Origin of the sequence: Streptomyces sp. NPDC005761 (genome assembly GCF_040630635.1) — a bacterium.
Lineage (GTDB): Bacteria > Actinomycetota > Actinomycetes > Streptomycetales > Streptomycetaceae > Streptomyces.
This window is the reverse complement of sequence record NZ_JBEXXX010000017.1, coordinates 22,097-46,125: the sequence shown is the minus strand read 5'-3', so window position 1 is coordinate 46,125 and position 24,029 is coordinate 22,097. Positions and strand designations below refer to the sequence as shown.

The following is a 24,029-nucleotide window of genomic DNA, read 5'->3' as shown; positions in this document are numbered from 1 at the left end:
CGCGGACGCGCCAGGACCGCGGGCCGGAGAGCCTGCCCGCGGTCCTGGCGCGTGCGGTCCCTATTGGAGGTGCCACTTCTGGTTGGCCGCACCCGTGCACGTCCAGATCTGTGTGCGGGCCCCGTTCGCCGTCGACCGGTCGGTCACGTCCAGGCACTTGTCCGCAGCCGTGTTGACGATGTCGCCGGTCGCGGAGTCGTACGTCCAGCGCTGCGCCGAGGTGCCGTTGCAGGTGTACAGCTGGACCTTCGCGCCGTTCGCCGTCGAGCCCGAGGTCACGTCCAGGCAGGCGCCGAGCGTACGGATGGTGCCGTCGGTCTGCACCGTCCAGCGCTGGTTGGCGCTGCCCGTGCAGTCCCAGAGCTGGACGGGCGTGCCGTCGGCGCCGGTGTTGCCCGTCGCGTCGAGGCACCTGCCGCCGGGTCCGGACAGGGATCCCGAGGTGGCCTCCGCGCCCGACTGCGTCCCGGACCAGGTGAAGGTCGCCGAGGTGCGCGCGGGCAGGGAGTAGGTGAACTTCTGGCCACCCCAGTTGACCGTCACCTGCTGGGCGGAGCCGCCGCCGTTGTACGCGATCAGTGCCTTGGAGCCGTCCGGGTTGCGCCAGGCGACGTTGGGCACGGTGGAGCTGGCCGTGGAGGAGATCCGGGAGGCGCCCGGACGGACGAACTTGGTCAGGTGGCCCATCGTGTAGTACTCGATGGTGTAGTCGACCTGTCCGCTTCTGCTGTCCCCGTTGTGCACGGTGATCAGCCCGTCGCAGGTGCCGCAGCCGCCGTTGTGCGGGCCGCGGTTCTGGTCCACCGCCAGGGACCACTTGGTCACCGACTTCGCCCAGTTGCGGGTGTAATCGATGATGTTCATCATGTCTTCGCGCTGCTGGTCGGCGATCCAGGTGCCGCCCGAGTGTTCGGTCTGGAACGCGTCCATCGACGGGTACTGGTTGTGCACCGTCGTCTGCTTGGCGATGTCACCGCCGTACCCGTGCCAGGCCACTCCGCCGAAGTTGGGGTGGTTGCGCACCGCCGCGTCGTCCACGGTGGCCGCGGCGTACGCGTCGTATGTGTCCCAGTTCCAGTCGTGCGCGAGCACCTTGGTGGCGAGCCCCGCCGATGCCAGCTTCGGCAGCAGCTCGCTCTTGGTGAAGTAGGCCAGTCCGGACCCGTTCCAGCTCATCGAGGGATAGCCGCCGCAGCACGTCGGCTCGTTCTGCGCGGTGACGTAGTCGACCGGAACGCCCTGGTCCCGGTAAGCCTGGAGGTACTTCACGAAATAGCCGGCGTAGGCGCCGTAGTTCTCCGCCTTCAGCCAGCCGCCGTCGAGCTGCCCGTTGTCCTTCATCCAGGCCGGGGCGGTCCAGGGGGAAGCCACCGTCGTCAGCGCCGGGTTGAGCTGCTTGGCCTGTTTCGTCAGCGGCAGCACGTCCTCCAGGTCGTGTGCGATCGAGAAGTTCGACAGCGACGGGTCGGTCTGTCCGGCCGGCATGTCGTCGTACGTGTAGCCGTAGCGCGCGAGGTCCGAACCGCCCATCGGATTGCGTACGAACGAGAGCCCGATCCCCTCCGTGGGGGAGAACAGCTTCTTCATCGTGGCATCCCGGGTCGCCTGGCTCAGGGCTCCGCTGCTCTTCATCAGGTACGCGGCGGTGTCGGTGAACGAGGCTCCGCCGCCGGTGAAGGTCTGGTAGCGGGTGTTCTCGTCGACGGTGATGTTCGTACCGCCGCCCCCGTTCCCGGCACCGAACGCGACCGGGGTCTGCGCCTGCAGTCCCCGGGTGACATGACGGCCGCCCGAGTCGTCGGTGGTGGTCAGGGCGATGTTCACCGTCTCGCCCGCGGCCTGCGCGGTGCCGGACGAGAGTCCGGTGAGGCCGGCGGTGGCGAGCACTGCGGCAAGCAGCGCTCTGGCCGCCCTTCCTGATCGGATCATGGCTGATGCCTTCCTCGGCGGGAGCGTGGGGGACGTGCCGTCGGACGAGACGGGAGTGAACTGCTCTTACGTGCCCACGTCAAGACTCTGTGCGTTCAGGACTTGAACGCACAGGTCGATTCGCGCCGCTCCGGAGATGGGTACGGACCAATCTCGGCGTGAAGTATTGACGGCCTTGTTCCAGCGGGGTTAACTCACGCCACCAACGCCGGTACCGGTTCCGGAACCGGTTGCGGTACCGGTTCCGTTGCCGGCCGCCCGCTCTGTCCTGCTGTGTCCTGGAGGCCCCCGATGCGTGTCACCATCGCTGATGTCGCCCGCGAGGCCGGCGTCAGCAAGACGACCGTCTCCCGGGTCATCAACACCAAGGGCGAAGTGGACAGTTCGACGGCCGCCCGTGTTCGTGAAGTGATCGCACAGCTCGGTTACGTACCCAGTTCGGGCGCCGTCGGTCTGGCCCGCGGCAGCAGCCGTACGGTCGGCATGCTGGTGCCCTCGCTGACCTGGCCGTGGATGGGCGAGGTGCTTCAGGGCGTCGTCGACACCGTCGAGGCCGCCGACTACGGGCTGTTGCTCTTCACCTGCAACCGCGGGGCCGAGTCCGTGGAGCGCTTCACCAGCCAGGTGTCGGCGCGCGCCTTCGACGGGCTGGTCGTGGTCGAACCCGAGAACACCCTCGACCACCTCACCGCACTGCACCACGCCGGCCTGCCGATCGTGTTGATCGACGATCGCGGCCACCACCCCGAATTCCCCTCCGTCGTGACCACCAACCACGAAGGAGGTGCGTCGGCCGCCCGTCATCTGCGGGACGCCGGCCGCACCAGGCCCCTGGTCATCACAGGCCCCCAGGACTTCGGCTGCGTACGTGACCGGCTGGAGGGATTCGTCTCCGTCCTGCCCACCGATCTCGTCTACGGCGGAGACTTCACCGAGCGCTGCGGCCGACTGGCGGTGGAGGAACTCCTCGCCGCCGGCACGGAGTTCGACTCGGTCTTCGCGCACAACGACATCACCGCAGCAGGTGTGCTGCGGGCGCTGCGTGCCGCGGGGCGGACTGTGCCCGGAGACATCGCGGTGGTCGGTTTCGACGACATCCCGATGGCCGAGCACACCGAGCCACCCCTGACCACCGTGCGCCAGCCCACCCGGCAGATGGGTGAGACGGCCGCACGGATGCTGCTCTCCCACCTCGGCGGCACGCCCGTGCCCGACGCACCACTCGTGCTGCCCACCGAACTGGTCGTGCGCCACTCGGCGCCCTAGCGCTGCGGCCCCCGGCCCGCACGCACCCGCACCACCCGCACCGCCCGTACGTACGTACCCGCACCGCCCGTACCCGGCGCGCCGAGCGCTGCCCGTTTCCGGATCTCCCAGACCCGCCAGTCCCTCCTGGAGTCGCCATGTCCGCACGCCGTCACCACACGCTCAGAGCGGTCGCGCTCGCCACCGCGGTGGTCGCGCTCGCCGCCGGATGCTCGTCAGCCAACTCGAACCGCAACAAGGGCGGCGGCGGCTCCGCCGCCTCGGGCGTGCTGAACCTGGGCAAGCCCGACGGGCCGCAGACGAACAACAGCAACCCGTTCCTGAACACCTCGGCGGGCGCCACCCTCGGCTACCGCTGGATGATCTACGAGCCGCTGGCGATGACGAGCCAGATCCGGCCCTCCGCGAAGGCCGACCCGTGGCTGGCGACCGACTGGAAGTGGGACCTCAACTTCACCAAGGTCACCTTCACCCTTGACGCCCGGGCCAAGTGGGCCGACGGCAAGGCGCTGACCGCCGAGGACGTCGCGTTCACCTTCGACATGCTGAAGAAGCACCCGGCGCTCAACGCCGACGGCATCGCGTGGGGCGGGGTCGAGGTGCAGGGCAAGAAGGTCGTCCTGACCTTCGACGAGTCGCAGTACGTCAACCAGAACAAGATCATCCAGCAGTACATCGTGCCCAAGCACATCTGGGAGAAGGTCAAGAACCCGGAGACCTGGCCCAACCGCACGCCCGTCGGCTCGGGCCCGTACAAGCTGAAGACGTTCACCCCGCAGACCACCACGCTGACCGCCACGCCCACCTACTGGAAGGGCGCGACGAAGGTCAAGGAGCTGCGCTACAGCACCTACAACGACAACAGCGCCGCCACCACCGCGCTGGCCAGCGGCAAGCTGGAGTGGTCGTTCGTCTTCATGCCGAACTACAAGCAGCTGTTCATCTCCAAGGACCCGAAGAACCACAAGCTGTGGTTCCCCTCCGGCCTCGGCATCCACGGCCTGTGGTTCAACACCGCCCGCAAGCCGTTCGACAACCCGGCGCTGCGCAAGGCCATGGCGATGGTCGTCGACCGCAACGCGATCTACACCCAGGCCGAGGCGACCCTCTACCCGGAGATCACCAACCCGACCGGCATCCCGCTGCCCGCCGGCAAGGCGTTCATCGCCCCCGAGTACCAGAGCGCCACCACCAAGCCGGACGTCGAGGGCGCCAAGAAGGTCCTGGAGAAGGCCGGCTTCACGCTCAGCGGTGGTGTGCTCAAGGACCCGAGCGGCAAGCCGGTGAAGCTGACCTTCACCGACCCGGCCGGCTGGAACGACTACATCACCGGTCTCGCGATCATCAAGGACAACATCAAGAAGATCGGCATCGAGGCCAAGGTCAAGACGCAGACGGCCGAGGCCTGGGGCGCGGACGTGGCCAACGGCAACTTCGACGCCACCCTGCACTGGACCAACAGTGGCGCCACTCCGTACGACATGTACCAGAACATCATGGACGGCGCGCTGCTCCAGCCCATCGGCAAGCCCTCCCAGCAGGGCAACTTCGGCCGCTTCAAGAGCACCGAGGCGACCGAGGCGCTGAAGGACTTCGCCGGCGCCACGACCGACACCGCTCGCACCGCGGCGATGAACACCCTGCAGAAGATCATGGTCGAGCAGGCGCCGATGATCCCGACCGCGGCCGCACCCATCGGGGCCGAGTACTCCACCAAGAACTGGGTGGGCTGGCCCACCGAGGCCGACCCGTACGCCGACCCGCAGCACACCCAGCGCTCGGCGCTGGAGATCGTGCTGAAGCTCAAGCCGTCCAAGTAGGACCAGGGATCCAGGTACCGGCCATGTCTGAACAGTTCGAAAAGAACCACGTCGTGCTCGAAGCACGCGGAGTCACCAAACACTTCGCCGTGCGGCGCACCGGCCGCGATCTCCTCGCGGGCAAGCGCCGCAGCGTCCACGCCGTCGACGACGTCTCGCTGCAACTGCGGCGCGGCACCGTCACGGCACTGGTGGGGGAGTCGGGCTCCGGGAAGTCCACCGTCGCCAGACTGCTCGCCCAGCTGTATCCGCTCACCGAGGGCGAGATCCACTTGGGCGGCCAGGAGGTGAAGGCCGGACGTGGCCGGTCCTTCCGCAGTTACGTACGCAGGGTCCAGCTCATCTTCCAGGACCCGTTCGCCTCGCTGAACCCGGTGCACACCGTGCGCTACCACCTCACCCGGTCACTGAAGATCCACGACCGGGCGGGCAGCGGCGACGCGGAACTGGAACAGAACCTGACCGCTCTGCTGAACCGCGTCCAGCTGACTCCTCCTCATCAGTATCTGGACAAGTTTCCGCACGAGCTGTCGGGAGGTCAGCGCCAGCGCGTGGCCATCGCCCGCGCGCTCGGCGCCGACCCCCAGGTCCTCCTCGCCGACGAGCCCGTCTCGATGCTGGACGTCTCGATCCGGCTCGGGGTGCTCAACCTGCTCAAGGACCTCAAGGACCGCATGCACCTCGCGATCCTCTACATCACCCACGACATCGCGTCGGCCCGCTACTTCGCGGACACCACGCTCGTGATGTACGCGGGCCGGATCGTCGAGGGGGGTGACAGCGAGACCGTCACCCAGCACCCCGCCCACCCGTACACCCAGCTGCTGATCGCCTCGGCGCCCGACCCGGACCGGGTGGTCGACGAGGAGGAGCAGGAGGAGACCGGCAGCGGCGAACCCCCCTCGCTCATCGACCCGCCGGCCGGCTGCCGGTTCCACCCCCGCTGCCCGAAGGCGATGGAGCGCTGCCGCACCGAGCTGCCGCCCCGCTTCGACCTGGCCGACGGCCAGTGGGCCGCCTGCTGGCTGTACGACGGCTCCGCCGGCGCGGCCCCCACCGACGACCACGAGAAGGAGGCTGCGAAGTGAAGTACCTGCTCCAACGGCTCGCCTTCTACCTGGTCACCGCCTGGGCCGCCATCACCATCAACTTCCTCATCCCGCGCATGATGCCCGGCGACCCGGTGCAGGCCCTCATAGCCCGCTTCCAGGGCCAGCTGGACACCAACGCCATCGCCTCGCTCAAGGCCCTGTTCGGCCTCGACAAGAAGCAGTCGATCTGGGAGCAGTACACCGACTACTGGTCGCACCTGTTCCACGGCGACCTCGGGCTCTCCTTCACCTTCTTCCCCACCCCGGTGAGCGAGGTCATCGCCCAGTCGCTGCCGTGGACGCTCGCGCTCGTCGGCATCACCACGCTGATCAGCTTCGTGCTCGGCACCGGCATCGGCGTCTTCACGGGCTGGCGGCGCGGCTCGTGGATGGACAGCCTGCTGCCCGTCACCACGTTCATCTCCGCGATCCCGTACTTCTGGCTCGGCCTCATCGCCATCTCGCTGTTCGCCGTGAAGTGGCCGCTCTTCCCAGCCGCCGGCGGCTACGACAACTCGCTGGTGCCCGCATTCGACTGGCCGTTCATCTCCAGCGCGATCTACCACGGGGCGCTGCCCGGCCTCACGATCGTGCTCAGCGCGGTGGCCGGCTGGATCCTCGGCATGCGCAACATGATGGTGACGGTCTCCTCCGAGGACTACGTCATGGTCGCCCAGGCCAAGGGACTCTCCGAGCGCCGGGTGATGTTCGGGTACGCGGCCCGCAATGCGATCCTCCCCAACATCTCCGGCTTCGCCCTCTCCCTCGGCTTCATCGTCGGCGGCACGCTCCTGGTGGAGATGGTCTTCTCCTACCCGGGCATCGGCTACCAGCTCTTCCAGGGCGTGGGCGCCAAGGACTACCCCCTCATGCAGGGCGTCTTCCTGATCATCACGCTCTCCGTCCTCGCGGCGAACCTCCTCGCCGACGTGCTCTACATGCTCCTCGACCCCCGTACCCGAAGGGAGGCCTAGGACAGATGGCCGTCACCGCCACCGAGGTCGCCGTGCTCGACGCGACCGAGACGCCCGCAGCGAGCAAGCGCAAGTTCCGCTTCCTGCGAGGCCGCAAGACCGTCGTCGGACTCTGCATCCTGCTCTTCTTCGTACTGATCGCCGTCATCGGCCCCTGGATCGCCCCGTACGACCCCGACACGATGAGCAACGCCCTGCTCCAGCCGCCGTCCGGGTCGCACTGGTTCGGCACCACCCAGACCGGTCAGGACGTCCTCTCGCAGATCCTCGTCGGCACCCGCGGCGTCCTGGTCGTCGGATTCATCGCCGGGATCATCGCCACGATCCTGTCCGTGCTGATCGGCGTCAGTGCCGGATTCCTCGGCGGCACCGCCGACGAGGTGCTCTCGCTGCTGTCCAACGTCTTCCTGGTCATCCCCGGACTGCCGCTGATCATCATCATCGCGAGCTTCGTCTCCGACACCGGCGACCTGCTGATCGCCTTCGTCATCGCCCTGACCTCCTGGGCCTGGGGCGCCAGGGTGCTGCGCGCCCAGACACTGTCGCTGCGCCGCCGGGACTACGTCGAGGCAGCCCGCGCCACCGGCGAGTCGACGTGGCGGATCATCTTCTTCGAGGTGCTCCCCAACCTGACGGCCGTCATCGCCTCCGGCTTCGTCGGCACGGTCATCTTCGCGATCCTCTCCGAGATCACCCTCGCCTTCATCGGCGTCGCCGACATCTCCAACTGGAACTGGGGCACCGTCCTGTTCTGGGCCCAGTCCAACCAGGCCCTGGCCCAGGGCGCCTGGTGGTGGTTCGTCCCGGCCGGCCTCTGCATCGCCCTGCTCGGCATGTCGCTCGCCCTGATCAACTTCGGCATCGACGAATTCGTCAACCCGCGCCTGCGCACCGAGACCGGCGGCTCCCGCAAGGTCCGGATGCGCGTCGGCTTCACCCCCGTGGCACGTACCGCCGCGGCCCCGCCCGAGCGCGGCCGGCACCACCGCACGCACGACAAGGAGTCCCGCTCATGAGCGAGCCCGTCCTCACCATCAGCGGCCTCAACGTGGACTACGGGACCGGCGCTGACGCCGTGCACGCGCTGCGCGACATCGACCTCACCCTGCACCGCGGTGAAGTCCTCGGCCTGGCGGGCGAGTCCGGCTCCGGCAAGTCCACCCTGGCCTACGCCGTCACCCGGCTGCTCTCCCCGCCCGGCGTGATCACCGGTGGCGAGGTCCACTACCACCGGCGCGACGGCGAGGCGCTCGACCTGCTGACCCTGTCGCCGCCCGAACTGCGCGCCTTCCGCTGGCAGGAGCTGTCGATCGTCTTCCAGGGCGCGATGAACTCGCTCAACCCGGTGCACACGGTCCACAGCCAGCTCACCGACGTGCTCCAGGCCCACCGCCCGGAGATGCGCAAGGCCGAGCGGACCGCGCGGGCCAGGGAACTGCTCGGCCTGGTCGGCATCTCCGCCGACCGGCTCGGCGCCTACCCGCACCAGCTCTCCGGCGGCATGCGCCAGCGCGTGATGATCGCGATGGCCCTCGCCCTGGAGCCCGAGATCGTCATCATGGACGAGCCCACGACGGCGCTCGACGTCGTCATGCAGCGCCAGATCCTGCGCCAGCTGGTCAAGCTCCGCGAGGAACTCGGCTTCTCCGTCGTCTTCATCACGCACGACATCTCCCTCCTCATCGAGTTCTCCGACCGGATCGCGATCATGTACGGCGGCCGGATCGTCGAGGAGGCCGGCGCGTCGGAGATCTACCGCGACCCCCACCACCCGTACAGCGACGGGCTGCTGCACTCCTTCCCCGCGCTGCACGGCCCCCGTCGCGAGCTCAGTGGCATCCCGGGCTCGCCCCCGCACCTGTCCGCGATGCCGGCCGGCTGTGCCTTCCACCCCCGCTGCGCCAAGAAGGTCGAGGGCTGCGACACCCACGTGCCGGTGCTCGCCGCGCCGGGCGGGGGCGACGGGTCCCGTTCGGTGGCCTGCTGGCTCCACAAGGAAGCCCCGGCGGCGGCGGTCGCCGCCCGCTCGTAGCGCCGTACGCCACGCACACCACAGGAGAACCATGAACCTCGTCACCCCCCAGGCCTACGCCCGCGAGCTCGCCGCCCAGGCCGTACCCGGTCTGCCCGCCGACTTCCGCTGGGGCGTCGCCACAGCCGCCTACCAGATCGAGGGAGCGGCGGCCGAGGACGGCAGAACGCCGTCGATCTGGGACACGTACTGCAGGGTGCCGGGCATGGTCGTCCGCGGTGAGAACGGCGACGTGGCCTGCGACCACTACCACCGGATGCCCGAGGACGTGCAGCTGATCGCGGACCTCGGCGTCGACACGTACCGCTTCTCGCTGGCGTGGCCCCGCATCCAGCCCGGCGGCCGGGGCCCCGTCAACGCGAAGGGCCTGGACTTCTACAAGCGCCTGGTCGACGAGCTGGAGGCCAAGGGCGTCACCCCGTGGATCACCCTCTACCACTGGGACCTCCCGCAGGAGCTGGAGGACGCGGGCGGCTGGCCGGCCCGTGACACCGCCTACCGCTTCGCCGAGTACGCCGCCCTCGCCTACGACGCCCTGGGCGACCGGGTGAAGCACTGGACCACGCTGAACGAGCCGTGGTGCTCGGCGATGCTCGGGTACGCGTACGGCAACCAGGCCCCCGGCCGGAAGAACTTCGGCGAGGCGATCCACGCCGTCCACCACCTGCTCCTGGGCCACGGCCTCGCCTCGCAGTACCTGCGGGAGCAGGCGGCCGCCCGCGGCAACGAGCTCGAGCTCGGCATCACCCTCAACCTGGGCACCGCCACCCCCGAGACGGGCAGCCACGAGGACGCCGAGGCCTGCCGCCGCGCCGACGGACTCGGCGCGCGGATCTACCTGGACCCGGTCGTCAAGGGCTTCTACCCGCAGGACATCGTCACCGACCTCGCCGCCCAGGGCATCGAGCTCCCCGTCCAGGAAGGCGACCTGGAGGTCATCTCCACCCCGCTGGACGTCCTCGGCGTCAACTTCTACCGCGGCTCGCTCTTCTCCGGCGTCACCGAGGAAGGTGCGACGACGGACGCCGACGGCCTGCCCGTCACCCGGGTCGTGGAGCGTGACCTGCCGCGGACCGACATGGACTGGGAGATCACCCCCACCGCCCTCACCGACCTGCTCGTCCGGCTGGAGAAGGACTACGGCCTGCCGACGGTCATCACCGAGAACGGCGCCGCCTTCGACGACACCGTCTCCGAGGACGGCGGGATCCATGACGCCGACCGCACCACCTATCTCGCCGACCACATCGCCGCCGTGGCCGCGGCCCGCGCACAAGGGGCCGACGTCCGGGGGTACTTCGCCTGGTCGCTGATGGACAACTTCGAGTGGTCCTACGGCTACGACAAGCGATTCGGCATCGTCCGCGTCCACTACGACACGCAGGTGCGGACGCTCAAGGACAGCGCCAAGTGGTACCGCGACACCATCCGCCTCACCCGCAACGCGTAGGGCGTGCCCGGCCGCGCCCCCGCGCCCCCATGGATACGAACGGGAGCCCCACCGTGACCTCTCGTACGACTCTGGCAGCCACCACCGCCGCTCTGATCGCCCTCGCCGCCCCCATGGCCTTCGCCGCCCCCGCCCCGCGGGCGGCGGCGCAGGCCGCGGCATGGGACACCGACCGGGCGGCCGCCGCCCACGCCGCCGACCCCGGATCCGTCACCGCCTCCGGCTCCGAGAACGGTGCCACCGGACCGGGAGCCGCCGCCGACGGCGACGGTGGCACCCGCTGGTCCAGCGACTTCGCCGACAACGCCTGGATCCGTGTCGACCTCGGCTCCGTGATCCGGATCAGCCGGGTCACCCTGGACTGGGAGGCCGCCTACGGCAAGAAGTACGTCCTGGAGGTGTCATCGAACGGCACCGACTGGACCACCTTCTACACCGAGGACGACGGCACCGGCGGCAGTGTCACCGCGCACACCTACCCGCAGGAGGTCACCGGCCGCTACGTCCGGATGCGCGGCATCCAGCGCGCCACCGCATGGGGCTACTCCCTCTACTCCTTCAAGGTGTACGGAGGGGAGCGGGCCCCCGCCTCCACGACGCGCGCCAACCTGGCCCTGAACCATCCCGCGTACGGCAACCTGTACCAGCACGCGGGCAATTCACCGGCCTTCGTCACCGACGGCGGCTGGCCGGCCGACCTGAAGGCGGACCAGTCGCGCTGGTCGAGCGACTGGAACGCGGACCGCTGGGTCGGCGTCGACCTCGGAGCCACCTCCAGGATCGACACGGTCGACCTGTACTGGGAGGCGGCGTACGCCGTCGACTACCGGATCCAGGTCTCCGACGACAACCGCACCTGGCGCACCGTGTACCAGCCCTCCGCCGCCGAGGTCACCGCCCGCCGCGCCGATGTGAAGGCGCCCGGCGAGGCCGCCGGACGCCACGACACCGTCACCCTGCCCACCCCGGCGACCGGCCGCTACGTCCGGATGCTCGGCACCGAACGCCGCTCCTTCCACAACCCCGCACCCACCACCGCCCAGTTCGGCTACTCCCTCTACGAGTTCCAGGTCTGGGGCACCGGAGGCAGCGCGAACGCGGCCTACCCCGCCCTGCCCAAGAACCCCGGTGGCGCCTACAGCACCACCTTCTTCGACGACTTCACCGGCTCGGGCCTGGACCGCTCCAAGTGGCGGGTGGTGCGCACGGGGACGGAGATGGGCCCCGTCAACGGCGAATCGCAGGCCTACGTCGACTCGACGGACAACATCCGCACCGAGAACGGTGCCCTCGTCCTGGAGTCCAAGTACTGCAAGGGCTGCACCCCCACGCCCAACGGCACCTTCGACTTCACCTCCGGCCGGGTCGACACCAACACCAAGTTCGACTTCACCTACGGCAAGGTCAGCGCCCGCATGAAGCTGCCGGTCGGCGACGGCTTCTGGCCCGCGTTCTGGATGCTCGGCAGCAACGTCGACGACCCGTCCGTCTCCTGGCCCGGTTCGGGAGAGACGGACATCATGGAGAACATCGGATACGGCGACTGGACCAGCTCCGCCCTGCACGGCCCCGGCTACTCGGCCGACGGCAACATCGGCAGGCAGCAGACCTACCCCAACGGCGGCCGCGCCGACGCGTGGCACACCTACGGCGTCGAGTGGGCACCCGAGGGCATGACGTTCACCGTCGACGACCGGGTCGTCCAGACGACCTCCCGCCAGAAGCTGGAGTCCACCCGCGGCCAGTGGGTCTTCGACCACAACCAGTACGTGATCCTCAACCTTGCCCTCGGCGGCGCGTATCCCGCCGGATGGAACAAGGTCACCCAGCCCTACTGGGGCCTTCCGCAGTCCAGCGTCGACCGAGTCGCCCAGGGCGGCGTCAAGGCCGAGATCGACTGGGTGCGGGTCGAGCAGAAGAAGTAGCGCCCCCCGCCCGCTCCGAGGCCCCCGTCCGCACCAGCGCCACCCCCCGCCCAGCAACGTCACCCCCCGGTCCCACCCGCACCCCCGCGCGCGGCACAGCACCGCACCCGTCGTGCCGCGCGCGGTCACCGTACGAAGGAGCCGCACATGCCACCACGCACCCGTCACCGGGCGAGACCCGCGACCGCCGCACTGGCCGCCGCCACCGTCCTGGCCGGCCTGCTCGCCGGGGCCGTCCCCAGCGCGGCGGCGCCCGCAGCGGCCGACGAACCGGCGCCTGTCGCCGTCGACCGGTTCGAGGGCGAGGTCCCCTTCGCGAACCAGCCCGCCGAAGGCATCTTCACCTGGGGCGGCGACGCGGACGACCCGCCCACCCTGGCGCTGAAGGAGCGCGCGGACGCGCCCGAGGGCGCCAAGGTCCTCGAAGGCACCTTCGACATCAGCGGCTACGGCGGCCTCAGCCACGACTACGCCGCCGACCAGCCCGCCCACGACTGGTCCGCACACAAGGGCATCCGCTTCTGGTGGTACGGCCAGAACACCGCGCCCCTGCCGCCGGGCTCGGGCAAGAAGATCAGCTTCGAGGTCAAGGACGGCGGCGCCAACGGCGAGGCCTCCGAGCTCTGGACCACCTCCTTCACCGACGACTGGGAGGGCTGGCACCAGGTCGAGATCCCGTTCGCCGACTTCACCTACCGCGGCGACTACCAGCCCGTCGGCGGCATCGACCAGGTCCTCGGCCTGAACGAGATGTGGGGCTACGCGCTCACCCTGCCGCCCGGTGCGCCCGGCAAGTTCGCCATGGACGGCGTGGAGCTCTACGGCAAGGCCGACGCGGCGCTGAAGGCGAGCGTCGTCACCGACGCGGCCGTGCACCCCGTCAAGCAGGGAGAGACCGCCGGCATCGACCTCTCCGTCTCCACCACCGGGTCGCTCCCGCTGGACGAGCCCGTCACCGTGGCGTACGAGACCAAGGGCGGCAGCGCCGCCTCCGGCACCGACTACGCGCCGGTCAACGGCACGTACACCTTCCCCGCGGGCACCGCCTCCGGCACCACGCACCACGTCGCGGTCACCACGAAGAAGATCACGGGAGCCGCCTCCGCGAAGACGGTCCCGCTCGAACTCACCGTCACCGGCGCCAGGCCGCCGAAGGAGAACCCGCAGGTCGTCATCGACGCCCACGGGCTGCCCTACCAGAACCCGAAACTGCCGGTGAAGCAGCGCGTCGCCGACCTGCTCGCCCGGATGTCGCCCGCCGAGAAGGCCGGCCAGATGACGCAGGCCGAGCGCAACGCGCTCTCCTCGCAGGGCGACATCGCCGCGTACGACCTCGGCTCGCTGCTCTCCGGCGGCGGCTCGGTACCCACGCCCAACACCGCCGCGGCCTGGGCCAAGATGGTCGACGCCTACCAGCTGCGCGCCCAGGCGACCCGCTTCCAGATCCCGCTGATCTACGGCGTGGACGCGGTGCACGGCCACAACAACGTGATCGGCTCGACGATCATGCCGCACAACGTCGGCCTCGGCGCGACCCGCGACCCGCGGACCGTCGAGAAGACCGGCGCCGTCACCGCGAACGAGGTGCGCGCCACCGGCATCCCGTGGGACTTCGCCCCCTGCCTCTGCGTCTCGCGCGACGACCGCTGGGGCCGCGCCTACGAGGCGTACGGCGAGGACCCGGCACTCGTCGAGTCCCTGGAGACGGTCATCCAGGGCATGCAGGGCGCCGCGTCCGGCAAGGACCTGGACCGTAACGACAAGGTGCTGGCCAGCGCCAAGCACTACGTCGGCGACGGCGGTACGGAGTACGGCTCCTCGACCACCGGTTCGTACCCCATCGACCAGGGCGTCACCAAGGTCACCCGGCAGGAGCTCGAGGCCGTCCACCTCGCCCCGTTCGAGGAGGCCGTCAGGCGCGGCGTCGGCACGGTCATGCCCTCGTACTCCTCGCTCGACATCCTCGGGGACGACGAGGGTCCGGTGAAGATGCACGCCAACGCCGAGATGATCAACGGTGTGCTGAAGGACCGGATGGGCTTCGACGGCTTCGTCATCAGTGACTGGCAGGCGATCGACCAGATCCCCGGTGACTACGCGAGCGACGTCCGCACCTCGATCAACGCCGGACTCGACATGATCATGGTGCCGACGGCGTACAAGGACTTCACGAAGACGCTCCAGGCGGAGGTCACCGCCGGCCGTATCACCCAGGCCCGGATCGATGACGCCGTCTCCCGCATCCTGACGCAGAAGTTCAAGCTGGGCCTCTTCGAGAAGCCCTACGCCGACACGTCCAACCTCGACAAGGTCGGCTCGGCCGAGCACCGCGCCGTGGCCCGCGAGGCCGCGGCCAAGTCCCAGGTGCTGCTGAAGAACGACGGCGGCGTGCTGCCGCTGAAGTCCTCGCAGAAGGTGTACGTCGCCGGCTCCAACGCCGACGACATCGGCAACCAGGCCGGCGGCTGGACCGTCAGCTGGCAGGGCTCGTCCGGCAACATCACCCCGGGCACCACGATCCTGTCCGCCATGAAGAAGGACGCCGCGTCGGTCACGTACTCCAAGGACGCCTCGGCCGCCACGGACGGCTACGACGTCGGGGTGGTGGTCGTCGGTGAGACCCCGTACGCGGAGGGCATCGGCGACGTCGGCAACGGCCACGACCTGGAGCTGTCCGCCGCGGACAAGGCTGCGGTCGACAAGGTCTGCGCCGCGATGAAGTGCGCCGTCCTGATCGTCTCGGGCCGCCCGCAGCTCATCGGCGACCGGATCGGCGACATCGACGCCCTGGTGGCGTCCTGGCTGCCGGGCACCGAGGGCGACGGCGTGGCCGACGTGCTCTTCGGCAAGCGGGCCTTCACCGGTCAGCTGCCGGTGACGTGGCCGAAGTCCGAGGCACAGCTGCCGATCAACGTGGGCGACGCGGCGTACGACCCGCAGTTCCCCTACGGCTGGGGACTCACCACGCTGAAGAAGCCCCCGGCCGGTGGCGAGCTCACGCTCGGCGCACTCGCGCTGGCCGCACAGGTCGCGGAGCGGACCGGCCTCGGCCGGACGGACGTGGGCCGGACCATCGTCGGGCAGGCACGTCTGCTGGTCCAGCAGAAGATCGGCGGAAAGCTGACGGAAGCGGTTTCGAAGCCGTTCGCCGACGCCGACCACCTGCTGCTCACCGGTGACCTGACCGGCGCGGTGGCGAAGCTGAGGGCGGCGTACCGGGCCGCCTGACCTACGGTGCGGGCGGGCGGACGGCGCAGGAGCCGGCCGTCCGTCCGCAACGCATTTCTCACCCGCCTGGGTTAACTTCGAAGTATGCGGAACAGGGCGTTCCCGAGCTTGGTGGTCCCGGCCTTCCTGGCGGGGCTGCTGCTCCTGCTGTCGGCGGCCGCCCTGCTCCTCGCCCCCGCCGCACCGGCCGCGACCGGCGCCTCCACCGTCGACGAGGTGGCCCAGGCGCTGCGCAAGGGCCCGGTGTACGTCGATCCGGCGGCGGCCGGTCAGCTGTCGCGGGGCCAGGCCGACGCCCTGACGAAGAAGATCAAGGACGCCGGCAAACCGGTCTTCGTGGCCGTGCTCCCGCAGAGCTCCGCCTTCCCCGAGGACAGCGTGCTGCGCAGCCTGCGCACCGACACGGGGATCACCGGCGTCTACGCGATCCGTCTCGGCGACGGATTCAACGCGGGCGCCGACCCGCAGGTGATGTCGCAGCAGGCCGTCCGGAACCTCACCGCCGCCGTGAAGGCTCCCGGCGCGGACACCAGTGCCGCGACCCAGCTGAACGCGTTCGTCGACCGGGCCGTCGAGCAGGCCCGGGGCAACGCCCCCGGCTCCTGGTCCGGCTCCTCGTCCGACAGCCGTCCGGCAGGGGCGGGGCTGATCGTCCTCGGCGCGGTGGTGGTCCTCGGCGGCGCGGCGGCGTACACGGTCGTGCGCCGCAACCGGAAGCGCAAGGAGGCCGAGGAGCAGGCCGCCCTGGACAAGCTCCGGGTCGTCGTCGACGAGGACATCACGGCCTACGGGGAGACCCTGGACCGCCTCGACTTCCACCCCGCGGAGCCGGGCGCCGACGACACGATGCGCGCCGACTACGAACGCGCCCTCGACTCCTACGAGAGTGCCAAGTCCCGGATGGAACAGGCCCGGCACCCCTCGGACGTGCGCGGGGTGACCCAGGCCCTGGAGGACGGGCGCTACTCCCTCGCCGTTCTCGACGCCCGCCGCGCCGGCGGCGAACTCCCCGCCCGCCGCCCGCCCTGCTTCTTCGACCCGCGCCACGGCCCCTCGGTGGCCGACGTCCGCTGGGCCCCGTCGGGCGGCGCGGCCCGCGAGGTCCCGGTCTGCGGCGCCGACGAGGTACGGCTGCGCAGCGGCGAGGACCCGATGAGCCGCACGGTCGACGTGGGCGACGGCAGCCGGCGCCCGTACTGGGAGGCCGGCCCTGCCTACGGTCCCTGGGCGGGCGGCTACTTCGGCGGCGGCCTGCTCCCGGGCCTGCTGGTCGGCACCATGCTCGGCTCGATGCTCTCCACCCCGGCGTACGCGGCGGAGTACGGCGGCGGCGACTTCGGCGGTGGTGACTTCTCCGGCGGCGACTTCTCCGGCGGCGACTTCTCCGGCTCCGACTTCGACTCGTCCGGCTTCGGCGGGGGCGGGTTCGGCGACGGGGGAGGCGGCGGGTTCGGTGACGGCGGCGGCTTCGGCGGGGGCGGTGACTTCGGGGGCGGGAGTTTCTAGCGCCTTCGTCCGGGTCACCGCGATTACTTCCGGGTGGCGTGGCAGTCTCTCCTCCCGTACATCTGATCCGCCGCACGAGGAGTGGGACATGCGCATCGTCATCAGCGAGTTCATCAGCCTGGACGGCGTCGTACAGGCGCCGGGCGGTGCCGAGGAGGACACGGACGGCGGCTTCGCCCACGGCGGCTGGTCGCACGCGTTCTTCGACGCCGAGGTGGTCGGCGGTTCCTTCAGCGCTTCGCTGAACGGGGCCGAAGCCCTGCTCTTCGGCCGCCGCACCTGGCAGACGATGGCCGCGGCATGGCCCGAGCGGGCCGGCGACCCCTTCGCCGACCGGATGAACGCGATCGAGAAGTACGTCGTGACCGACACCCTCGGCGACGACGAGCTGGCGTGGAACAACAGCGAGCGCATTCCCGGTGACAAGCTCGCGCCCCGCATCCAGCAGCTGCGCGAGAAGGACGGCGGTGATGTGCTGGTCATGGGCAGCCCCACCCTCGTACGCGGGCTGCTGGCCGAGGGCCTCGTCGACGAACTCCGGCTCGTGATCATGCCGGTACTGCTCGGTGGCGGGAAGTCGATCTTCCCGGAGGACGGCGGCCTTCGGACGCTGGAACTGGTCTCGCACGCCACGAGCGACGCGGGCGTGCAGGTGTGCACGTACCGGCCGGCGGCGAAGGGGTAGCGGGTGCGGGGCCATGGCCCCGCACCCCGTTCAGCGGTGTGCCCTGTCTCAGCGCCGACCGTCGTGGGCGCGTTCGAAGGCGGCGAAGGCCGCCTCCTGACGCCACTGAGTGGCGGCCTTCGGGCTGCCGTCGAGGTAGCGGGCGCAGCGCGGGCCCGGGCGGCCGACGCCGGGCCGGCTGCCCGCGCAGGCGGGGACCGGGCGGTAGCCCACCGGGGCCGAGCCCGCGGTCCACAGGCTGCGTCCGTCCCGGAAGGCGTACTCCAGCGAGGCGCGGGCCAGATCCTTCAGCGTGGTGTAGCCGAGGCCGTACGTCTTGGCCGCGTACTGGTACTCGTGGCTGATGTCGATCCGGGAGACACCCGGGTCGTCGGTGGACAGGACCACGGGGACGCCGTAGCGGCGGTAGGCGTTGAACGGGTGGTCGGCGCCCGCGATGCCGAGGATCTGCTTGTTGCTGGAGAACGGCACCTCGACCGCGACCTCGCGCCGCGCCATCGTCCGGGCGAGCTGCCGCCAGTCGTCCTCGTGGACCAGGTCCACGCCGTGTCCGATGCGTTCGGCGCCGGCGACGGAGACGGCCTCGTTGATGTGGAAGGTCAGGTCCTCGGGCTTGACCAGGCCGGGGGCCAGCTCACCGGCGTGCAGGGTGAGGTGGGCGTCGGGGTACTGGCCGCGCAGGTACTTCAGCATCCGCATCTGGAGGCTGTAGTTGCTCAGTGAACTGTCCCAGTCCTCGGGCTGTACGAGGTTGACCGCGACGAACCTCGGGTCGCGTTCCGCCAGCCGCATGCCGACCGCCATCTGCGTGAACACCCGCGCCGGGGAACTGCCCCGGGAGACCTGGGAGATCCAGCGGACGGGCAGCCGGCAGCCCGGGTCGGGACGGTTCGTGTCGCAGTGCGCGGTCGCCCGGAAGTCGGCGTCGCCGTCGTCGGCCTCCTTGACCGCCTCGTCCACGACCCGGTCGAGCTGCCCACCGGCCAGGAGCTTGCGGTGGAAGGCGGCCAGGTCGGCGTCGTAACCCACCTTCTCCGCAAGCGCCCTGGCGCTGTCCGAGGCGGGCGTGACCATGGTCTCCAGGTAGAACTGGTTCTGCTTCACCACGGTGTTGGCCACGTTGGCCAGGAGCTTGCCCCGGTCCCACGTCGCCAGGCCGAACTTGCCGAACGTGTCGAAGAAGTGGTCGTGCCCCGACTGGTCGGCCGGGAAGTCCTGCATGGACCAGGCCCGGATGATCTGCTGCCGGAAATCCGCGTCCGTCCGTGCGTCGGAGGCGGGCCGCGTGCCCGTGCCGCAGGGGGGCGCGACAGCCGTCATCGTCGCGTCGATGCACAGGCCCTTGTCGATCGCGAGCTTGATCAGGTACTCCGTCGAGGCCGCGCCCGACAGGTGGTTGTGGAGGTCGCCGCCCTTGGGCAGCTCCTTGAAGAAGGCCTTCAGCTGCTGGGGCCTGTTCTGCAGCGCATCGAGATAAGCGGCGGTCCTGCGTTCGGCCGCGGTCACCGCACGGGGCGAGGCGAACCCGGCGGCCTGCGGCGACGCGTCGTTCGCCGGTGCGGCCTCGGCGGGGAGCGCGGGGAGCAGCGTCAGTGCCGCGAGCGAGCCGAGCCCGGCCAGGAACGGGTACTTGGGACGGCGTGCCGTCCGGAAGGTTGAGATCACCGCCGAATGATCGCGCCCGGACCAGGTGGATATCGCCTGAACTGCACCTGTGGCCAGGCGTGTCCACTCGATCGAGTGGGGACCGCATGACGTTCGCCTGCTCCGCGCTGCCCCTTGACGTGATGTACTGCCAGAGTCCTATAGTGCTAGGACCCTAGATGAATAGAGGCGACGGTGATCGAGTTTCACCTCGATGCCCGGTCCGGCGTCGCGCCGTACCTGCAACTGGTGCACCAGGTCCGACAGGCCATGCGCCTGGGGCTGTTGTTCGAGGGGGATCGCCTGCCCACGGTCAAGGACGTCGCGGCGAAGGTGGCGATCAACCCCAACACCGTGCTCAAGGCGTACCGAGAGCTCGAGTACGAGGGGCTGGTGACCAAGAAGCCCGGCGTCGGCACCTTCGTGTCGAGCACCCTCAGCGACGCCTCACTGTCCCAACACGAGCCTCTGCGGCAGGAATTGCGCGGATGGCTGGCGCGGGCCCGGGCCGCCGGTCTGGACGAGGAAAGCATCGAGGCCCTGTTCCTGAGCACGTTCCGTACGGCCACCGAAGAGGAGCAATGACCGCCATTCTGGAAGCCATCGGCCTGGGCAAGCGATACGGCCGCCGCCAGGCACTCTCCGACTGCACGCTCAGCGTGCCCGCCGGCCGGGTGGTCGGCCTGGTCGGCCCCAACGGCGCGGGGAAGTCGACGCTCCTGCAACTCGCCTGCGGGCTGATCACCCCGACCTCGGGCACCATCGCAGTCGTCGGCGGACGCCCCGCTGCCGATGCGGCCCAGCTGGCCAAGGTCGGCTTCGTCGCCCAGGACACCCCCACGTACACCGGGCTGTCCATCGCCGACCATCTGCACCTGGGCGCCCGCCTCAACCCCACCTGGGACAAAGGGCTGGCGGAGGGCCGGATCCGGGACCTCGGCCTCGACCCCGCCCAGCGGGTCGGCGGGCTCTCCGGCGGTCAGCGGGCCCAGGTCGCGCTGACGCTCGCCGTCGCCAAGCGCCCCGAACTGCTGATCCTGGACGAACCCGTCGCCGCCCTCGACCCGCTGGCACGCCGCGAGTTCCTCCAGGGGCTCATGGAACACGTCGCCGAGCACGGCACCACCGTCATCCTCTCCTCGCACCTCGTCTCCGACCTGGAGCGGGTCTGTGACCACCTGATCTCCCTGGTCGCCTCCCGGGTCCAGCTCGCCGGAGACGTCGACGACCTGATCGCCACCCACTTCCGGCTGACCACGGCCCGCCGTGACGCGGAGAGCCTCCCGGAGGAGATGCGGGTGCTCCAGGCCACCCACACCGAACGCCAGAGCACCTTCGTGGTGCGTGCCGACACCGCCCTCCACGACCCCGCCTGGGTCCTGGAACCCCTCGATCTGGAGGACCTGGTCCTCACCTACATGGCCGAAGGCAGAACCGCCGCCGCCACGACGACCCCGGAGGTACGGCGATGATCTGGCTGACCTGGCGCCAGTACCGCGTGCAGACCCTCGTGGCCCTGGCGGCGCTGGCCGCCGTCGGGATCGCCCTCGCGATCACGGGGACGCAGATGCGGACCGCGTACGACGGCGATGTGGCCGGCTGCTCCACCACGTGCGAAGCGGCCAAGAACGCGTTCGTCCACGAGTACGAGACCCTGGCCGCCCTCGTCACGGGACTGCTCGTCGTCGTGCCGGGCGTCATAGGGATCTTCTGGGGAGCGCCGCTCATCGCCCGGGAGCTGGAGACGGGCACGCACCGGCTGATCTGGAACCAGAGCATCAGCCGCGGCCACTGGCTCGCCGTGAAGCTCACGGCCGTGGGCCTGTCGTCCGTCGCCGTCACCGGTCTGCTCAGCCTCATGGTGACCTGGTGGGCCCGGCCGCTCGACGAGATCACCAGCAACCGCTTCGATCCGCTGCTGTTCGACGGCCGGGGCGTCGCACCGCTCGGCTACGCCGCCTTCGCCTTCACCGTCGGAGTCTGCGCCGGCCTGCTGATCCGCCGGACGGTCCCGGCGATGGCGGTCACCCTCGGCCTCTTCGCCGCGGTCCAGATTCTCGTGCCGTACGCGATCCGGCCGCTGTTCATGGAGCCGGTGCGGGCGGAGGTGGCACTGGCAGGCCTTGGTATGGCGGCGCAGGAGGGGAGGCCGGCGGAGGATGCCGCCTGGAGCGCCACCGACATCATGCTGTCGGGCGACGGGGACAACGCCCAGGTGAAGGTCGGCCTGTCCAGGCCCGGGGCCTGGGTCCTGTCCGGCCTCGGACCCGTACTGAACTCCGACGGCCAGGAGATGCGCGGCAGCGCGGGCTGTGCCGCACGAGAGACGGACCCGGTGCGCTGCTTCGCGAAGTCGGACTTCCACGTGGCGGTGGAGTACCAGCCCGGGGACCGCTACTGGACCTTCCAGTGGATCGAGACGGGCATCTTCGTCGGGCTCGCGGGCATCCTTTCCGGCTTCAGTGCCTGGTGGCTGCGCCGGCGTCTGGACTGAGCGGGCACCTCAGGGGCCCCGGGCCCGACAGGTGGTGGCCACCAGCAGACGGTGGCCACCGGCCGCAGTCCGGTCCCGCCCTCGATGACGTGGGGTGTCGCGTCGCCTGTACGAGCAGCGCCCGCCACGGCTCCGGCCCGTACCGCGGAGCTGTCCGGAACCTCGTGCTGTCCGTCCGTCAGGGGAAACACCCGCTCGGCCGGACGCCACCTCACTACCATGTGACCATGCCGGACGAGCCCCCGCCCGCGCCGGAGCCCGGCAGCGCCGCCGACGTCATCCGCACATGGGACGCACGCGCCGACCACTACCTCCGGCTCTTCCGCCACGAGCTGGACGGCAAGCCGTTCGACCTGGCGGCCCTCCACGCGTTCGCCGGGCGGGTCACCGAGGGCGGCACGGTGTACGACGCCGGCTGCGGACCCTGCGGTCATGTCACGGAGTTGCTGGCCGCACGCGGTCTCGACGTGCTGGGAATCGATCTCTCGCCGCGCTGCGTCGCCCTCGCGCGGGAGGAGAAGCCGGGGTGCCGGTTCGCCGTCATGGATCAGCGGGAGATCGCGGGGGCACGACTGGACGGGCTGGTCTCGTACTACTCGCTCCACGACCAGCCCAAGCGCGAGCTCCCCGCCGCACTTGCGGCGTGGGCTGCGGCGCTCCGCCCCGGCGGGCAGCTCCTGATCGTGGCCAAGGAGGGGACCGGTGACCACGTGATCGACGACCCCCTGGGCAGCGGTCTCCGCGTGTACTGGGCGGAGTTCACGCAGGACGAGCTCCGCGCGGCGGCCGTGGCCGCCGCGTTCCGCGTCGACGACTGCACGGTCCGCGAGGCCTACGAGGGCGAGATCCCGACGCGACGCATCCACCTCGCGGCCACGCGGGCCTGAGCCCCCGTAGGTTCCGCGGCTCCGGCGGCGCACGCCGCGGTGAACGGTTCGGCGGCCGCCGCGCCGCGAGGACGCGCGCGGCCGGCCCCGGCTCTCCGCCGGCTGCGTCCGACGGGCCGAACCGCTGAGGGCCGTGACGGAGGGGCTCTTGCGTGGTCCATGCCACAGCCCATAAGTTACCGACAGGTAGTTCGTTGGGGGTGCCCTGTGATCGCATCAGGAGGGTCATCGCAAGGTCCGGCCCGCCCTCAGTCCGTGATCTGCCTGCCCACCCCCTGACCAGCCCGTACTGAGGGAGCCGGTATGCCCACGCTCGACCGCCAGGACAACGTCTTCGTTCTCGATCTCGGGGACGGCGAGAACCGGTTCCACCCCGACTGGCTCGCTGCCGTCGCCGCGGCGCTGGACGAGGTGGAGAAGGCCGAAGGGCCCCGCGCCCTGGTGACGGCCGCGACGGGGAAGTTCTACTCCAACGGCCTCGACCTGGACTGGCTGTTCGCCCATGCCGACCAGCACCGGGACTACGTCGTGTCCGTCCATGAACTCCTGGCCCGGACGCTGTCCCTGCCGCTCGTCACGGTTGCCGCGCTGCAGGGGCACACCTTCGCGGCCGGTGCGATGTTCTCCCTGGCCCACGACTTCCGTGTGATGCGGGCGGACCGCGGCTACTGGTGCCTGCCCGAGGCCGACATCAACATCCCCTTCACCCCGGGCATGTCCGCCCTCATCCAGGCGCGACTGGCCCCTCAGACCGCCCACCGGGCCATGCTCACCGCCCACCGTTACGGCGGCACCGCCGCGGAAGCCGCCGGCATCGTCGACCGTGCGGTCGCCGAGGACGCGGTCCGTACGGCCGCCATCGAGCTCGCCCAGGCGCAGGTGAACAAGGCGGGCGACACCCTCGGCACCATCAAGGCCCGCATGTACGCCCCCGCCCTGGCCGTCCTGCGCGACACGGCCGACCCGCTGGGCTGATCCAACCGCCCCGCCCGGGCGGCAGTGCGGGGTGGGGGAGCGGCATCCCGTCAAAGTCATCCCCGCGAGTTTGCCGCTTCGGCAAGGATCTTTGCCGAATTCAGGCGCGACGCGCACCATCTC

At 70.3% G+C, this 24,029-nt stretch carries 18 protein-coding genes; 16 read left to right on the top strand and 2 right to left on the bottom strand.

Annotated features, from left to right (window positions below; all coding sequences use genetic code 11):
• Nucleotides 1-60: 60 nt before the first annotated feature.
• The gene (locus tag ABZ434_RS17885; protein WP_359137096.1) at nucleotides 61-1,929 is read right to left on the bottom strand and encodes a lectin; all 1,869 of its coding nucleotides are present in this window, start codon (nucleotides 1,927-1,929) and stop codon (nucleotides 61-63) included.
• Nucleotides 1,930-2,220: 291 nt separating this feature from the next.
• Here ABZ434_RS17885 and ABZ434_RS17880 point away from each other — a divergent pair, with 291 nt between their 5' ends.
• The 11 genes from ABZ434_RS17880 (at nucleotide 2,221) to ABZ434_RS17830 (ending at nucleotide 17,906) form a co-directional block, all read left to right on the top strand.
• Nucleotides 2,221-3,195 (top strand): LacI family DNA-binding transcriptional regulator, encoded by a 975-nt coding sequence (locus tag ABZ434_RS17880; protein WP_359137093.1) that lies wholly within the window; start codon nucleotides 2,221-2,223, stop codon nucleotides 3,193-3,195.
• 137 nt (nucleotides 3,196-3,332) lie between these two features.
• Complete coding sequence (locus tag ABZ434_RS17875; RefSeq protein WP_359137090.1) at nucleotides 3,333-5,015, top strand: ABC transporter substrate-binding protein; 1,683 nt, start codon at nucleotides 3,333-3,335, stop codon at nucleotides 5,013-5,015.
• A gap of 23 nt (nucleotides 5,016-5,038) precedes the next feature.
• Complete coding sequence (locus ABZ434_RS17870; RefSeq protein WP_359137087.1) at nucleotides 5,039-6,103, top strand: ABC transporter ATP-binding protein; 1,065 nt, start codon at nucleotides 5,039-5,041, stop codon at nucleotides 6,101-6,103.
• Nucleotides 6,100-7,080 (top strand): ABC transporter permease, encoded by a 981-nt coding sequence (locus tag ABZ434_RS17865; protein ID WP_359137086.1) that lies wholly within the window; start codon nucleotides 6,100-6,102, stop codon nucleotides 7,078-7,080. Before ABZ434_RS17870 ends, ABZ434_RS17865 begins: the two co-directional genes overlap by 4 nt.
• Nucleotides 7,081-7,085: 5 nt before the next feature.
• On the top strand, nucleotides 7,086-8,096 hold the full coding sequence (locus ABZ434_RS17860; protein WP_359137083.1) for an ABC transporter permease: 1,011 nt from the start codon (nucleotides 7,086-7,088) through the stop codon (nucleotides 8,094-8,096).
• Nucleotides 8,093-9,112: an ABC transporter ATP-binding protein gene (locus ABZ434_RS17855; protein WP_359137080.1), complete on the top strand. Its 1,020-nt coding sequence runs from the start codon at nucleotides 8,093-8,095 to the stop codon at nucleotides 9,110-9,112. The genes ABZ434_RS17860 and ABZ434_RS17855 overlap by 4 nt, the downstream gene beginning before the upstream one ends.
• A 31-nt stretch (nucleotides 9,113-9,143) precedes the next feature.
• Nucleotides 9,144-10,562 (top strand): GH1 family beta-glucosidase, encoded by a 1,419-nt coding sequence (locus ABZ434_RS17850; RefSeq protein ID WP_359137077.1) that lies wholly within the window; start codon nucleotides 9,144-9,146, stop codon nucleotides 10,560-10,562.
• Between the two features lie 53 nt (nucleotides 10,563-10,615).
• A complete protein-coding gene (locus ABZ434_RS17845; protein WP_359137074.1) occupies nucleotides 10,616-12,487 on the top strand; it encodes a discoidin domain-containing protein in 1,872 nt (623 codons plus the stop codon).
• Nucleotides 12,488-12,634: 147 nt separating this feature from the next.
• Complete coding sequence (locus tag ABZ434_RS17840; protein WP_359137071.1) at nucleotides 12,635-15,715, top strand: glycoside hydrolase family 3 N-terminal domain-containing protein; 3,081 nt, start codon at nucleotides 12,635-12,637, stop codon at nucleotides 15,713-15,715.
• Nucleotides 15,716-15,799: 84 nt separating this feature from the next.
• Complete coding sequence (locus ABZ434_RS17835) at nucleotides 15,800-17,221, top strand: hypothetical protein (RefSeq protein ID WP_359137068.1); 1,422 nt, start codon at nucleotides 15,800-15,802, stop codon at nucleotides 17,219-17,221.
• 88 nt (nucleotides 17,222-17,309) lie between these two features.
• The gene (locus tag ABZ434_RS17830) at nucleotides 17,310-17,906 is read left to right on the top strand and encodes a dihydrofolate reductase family protein (RefSeq protein WP_359137066.1); all 597 of its coding nucleotides are present in this window, start codon (nucleotides 17,310-17,312) and stop codon (nucleotides 17,904-17,906) included.
• Between the two features lie 48 nt (nucleotides 17,907-17,954).
• Here the strand turns inward: ABZ434_RS17830 and ABZ434_RS17825 are convergent, their stop codons facing one another.
• Nucleotides 17,955-19,571, bottom strand: coding sequence for an adenosine deaminase (locus ABZ434_RS17825; RefSeq protein WP_359137063.1), 1,617 nt, complete (start codon nucleotides 19,569-19,571; stop codon nucleotides 17,955-17,957).
• Between the two features lie 174 nt (nucleotides 19,572-19,745).
• Between ABZ434_RS17825 and ABZ434_RS17820 the strand changes: the two genes are divergently transcribed.
• The 5 genes from ABZ434_RS17820 to ABZ434_RS17800 all read left to right on the top strand — a co-directional run bounded on the left by ABZ434_RS17820 (nucleotide 19,746) and on the right by ABZ434_RS17800 (nucleotide 23,906).
• Complete coding sequence (locus tag ABZ434_RS17820) at nucleotides 19,746-20,135, top strand: GntR family transcriptional regulator (protein WP_359137060.1); 390 nt, start codon at nucleotides 19,746-19,748, stop codon at nucleotides 20,133-20,135.
• Nucleotides 20,132-21,022: an ABC transporter ATP-binding protein gene (locus ABZ434_RS17815; protein ID WP_359137057.1), complete on the top strand. Its 891-nt coding sequence runs from the start codon at nucleotides 20,132-20,134 to the stop codon at nucleotides 21,020-21,022. Before ABZ434_RS17820 ends, ABZ434_RS17815 begins: the two co-directional genes overlap by 4 nt.
• Complete coding sequence (locus ABZ434_RS17810; RefSeq protein WP_359137054.1) at nucleotides 21,019-22,044, top strand: ABC transporter permease subunit; 1,026 nt, start codon at nucleotides 21,019-21,021, stop codon at nucleotides 22,042-22,044. The genes ABZ434_RS17815 and ABZ434_RS17810 overlap by 4 nt, the downstream gene beginning before the upstream one ends.
• Nucleotides 22,045-22,271: 227 nt before the next feature.
• Nucleotides 22,272-22,931 (top strand): class I SAM-dependent methyltransferase, encoded by a 660-nt coding sequence (locus tag ABZ434_RS17805; RefSeq protein WP_359137051.1) that lies wholly within the window; start codon nucleotides 22,272-22,274, stop codon nucleotides 22,929-22,931.
• Nucleotides 22,932-23,234: 303 nt separating this feature from the next.
• Nucleotides 23,235-23,906, top strand: coding sequence for an enoyl-CoA hydratase-related protein (locus ABZ434_RS17800; RefSeq protein WP_359137048.1), 672 nt, complete (start codon nucleotides 23,235-23,237; stop codon nucleotides 23,904-23,906).
• The last annotated feature ends 123 nt before the right edge of the window (nucleotides 23,907-24,029 follow it).

Bases quoted from the DNA above. Each gene is read 5' to 3' on its own strand.
- ABZ434_RS17810 (WP_359137054.1), top strand. From the start codon at position 21,019: ATGATCTGGCTGACCTGGCGCCAGTACCGCGTGCAGACCCTCGTGGCC.
- ABZ434_RS17835 (WP_359137068.1), top strand. From the start codon at position 15,800: ATGCGGAACAGGGCGTTCCCGAGCTTGGTGGTCCCGGCCTTCCTGGCG.
- ABZ434_RS17885 (WP_359137096.1), bottom strand. From the start codon at position 1,929: ATGATCCGATCAGGAAGGGCGGCCAGAGCGCTGCTTGCCGCAGTGCTC.
- ABZ434_RS17830 (WP_359137066.1), top strand. From the start codon at position 17,310: ATGCGCATCGTCATCAGCGAGTTCATCAGCCTGGACGGCGTCGTACAG.
- ABZ434_RS17805 (WP_359137051.1), top strand. From the start codon at position 22,272: ATGCCGGACGAGCCCCCGCCCGCGCCGGAGCCCGGCAGCGCCGCCGAC.
- ABZ434_RS17800 (WP_359137048.1), top strand. From the start codon at position 23,235: ATGCCCACGCTCGACCGCCAGGACAACGTCTTCGTTCTCGATCTCGGG.
- ABZ434_RS17880 (WP_359137093.1), top strand. From the start codon at position 2,221: ATGCGTGTCACCATCGCTGATGTCGCCCGCGAGGCCGGCGTCAGCAAG.
- ABZ434_RS17840 (WP_359137071.1), top strand. From the start codon at position 12,635: ATGCCACCACGCACCCGTCACCGGGCGAGACCCGCGACCGCCGCACTG.
- ABZ434_RS17860 (WP_359137083.1), top strand. From the start codon at position 7,086: ATGGCCGTCACCGCCACCGAGGTCGCCGTGCTCGACGCGACCGAGACG.
- ABZ434_RS17850 (WP_359137077.1), top strand. From the start codon at position 9,144: ATGAACCTCGTCACCCCCCAGGCCTACGCCCGCGAGCTCGCCGCCCAG.
- ABZ434_RS17855 (WP_359137080.1), top strand. From the start codon at position 8,093: ATGAGCGAGCCCGTCCTCACCATCAGCGGCCTCAACGTGGACTACGGG.
- ABZ434_RS17875 (WP_359137090.1), top strand. From the start codon at position 3,333: ATGTCCGCACGCCGTCACCACACGCTCAGAGCGGTCGCGCTCGCCACC.
- ABZ434_RS17870 (WP_359137087.1), top strand. From the start codon at position 5,039: ATGTCTGAACAGTTCGAAAAGAACCACGTCGTGCTCGAAGCACGCGGA.
- ABZ434_RS17815 (WP_359137057.1), top strand. From the start codon at position 20,132: ATGACCGCCATTCTGGAAGCCATCGGCCTGGGCAAGCGATACGGCCGC.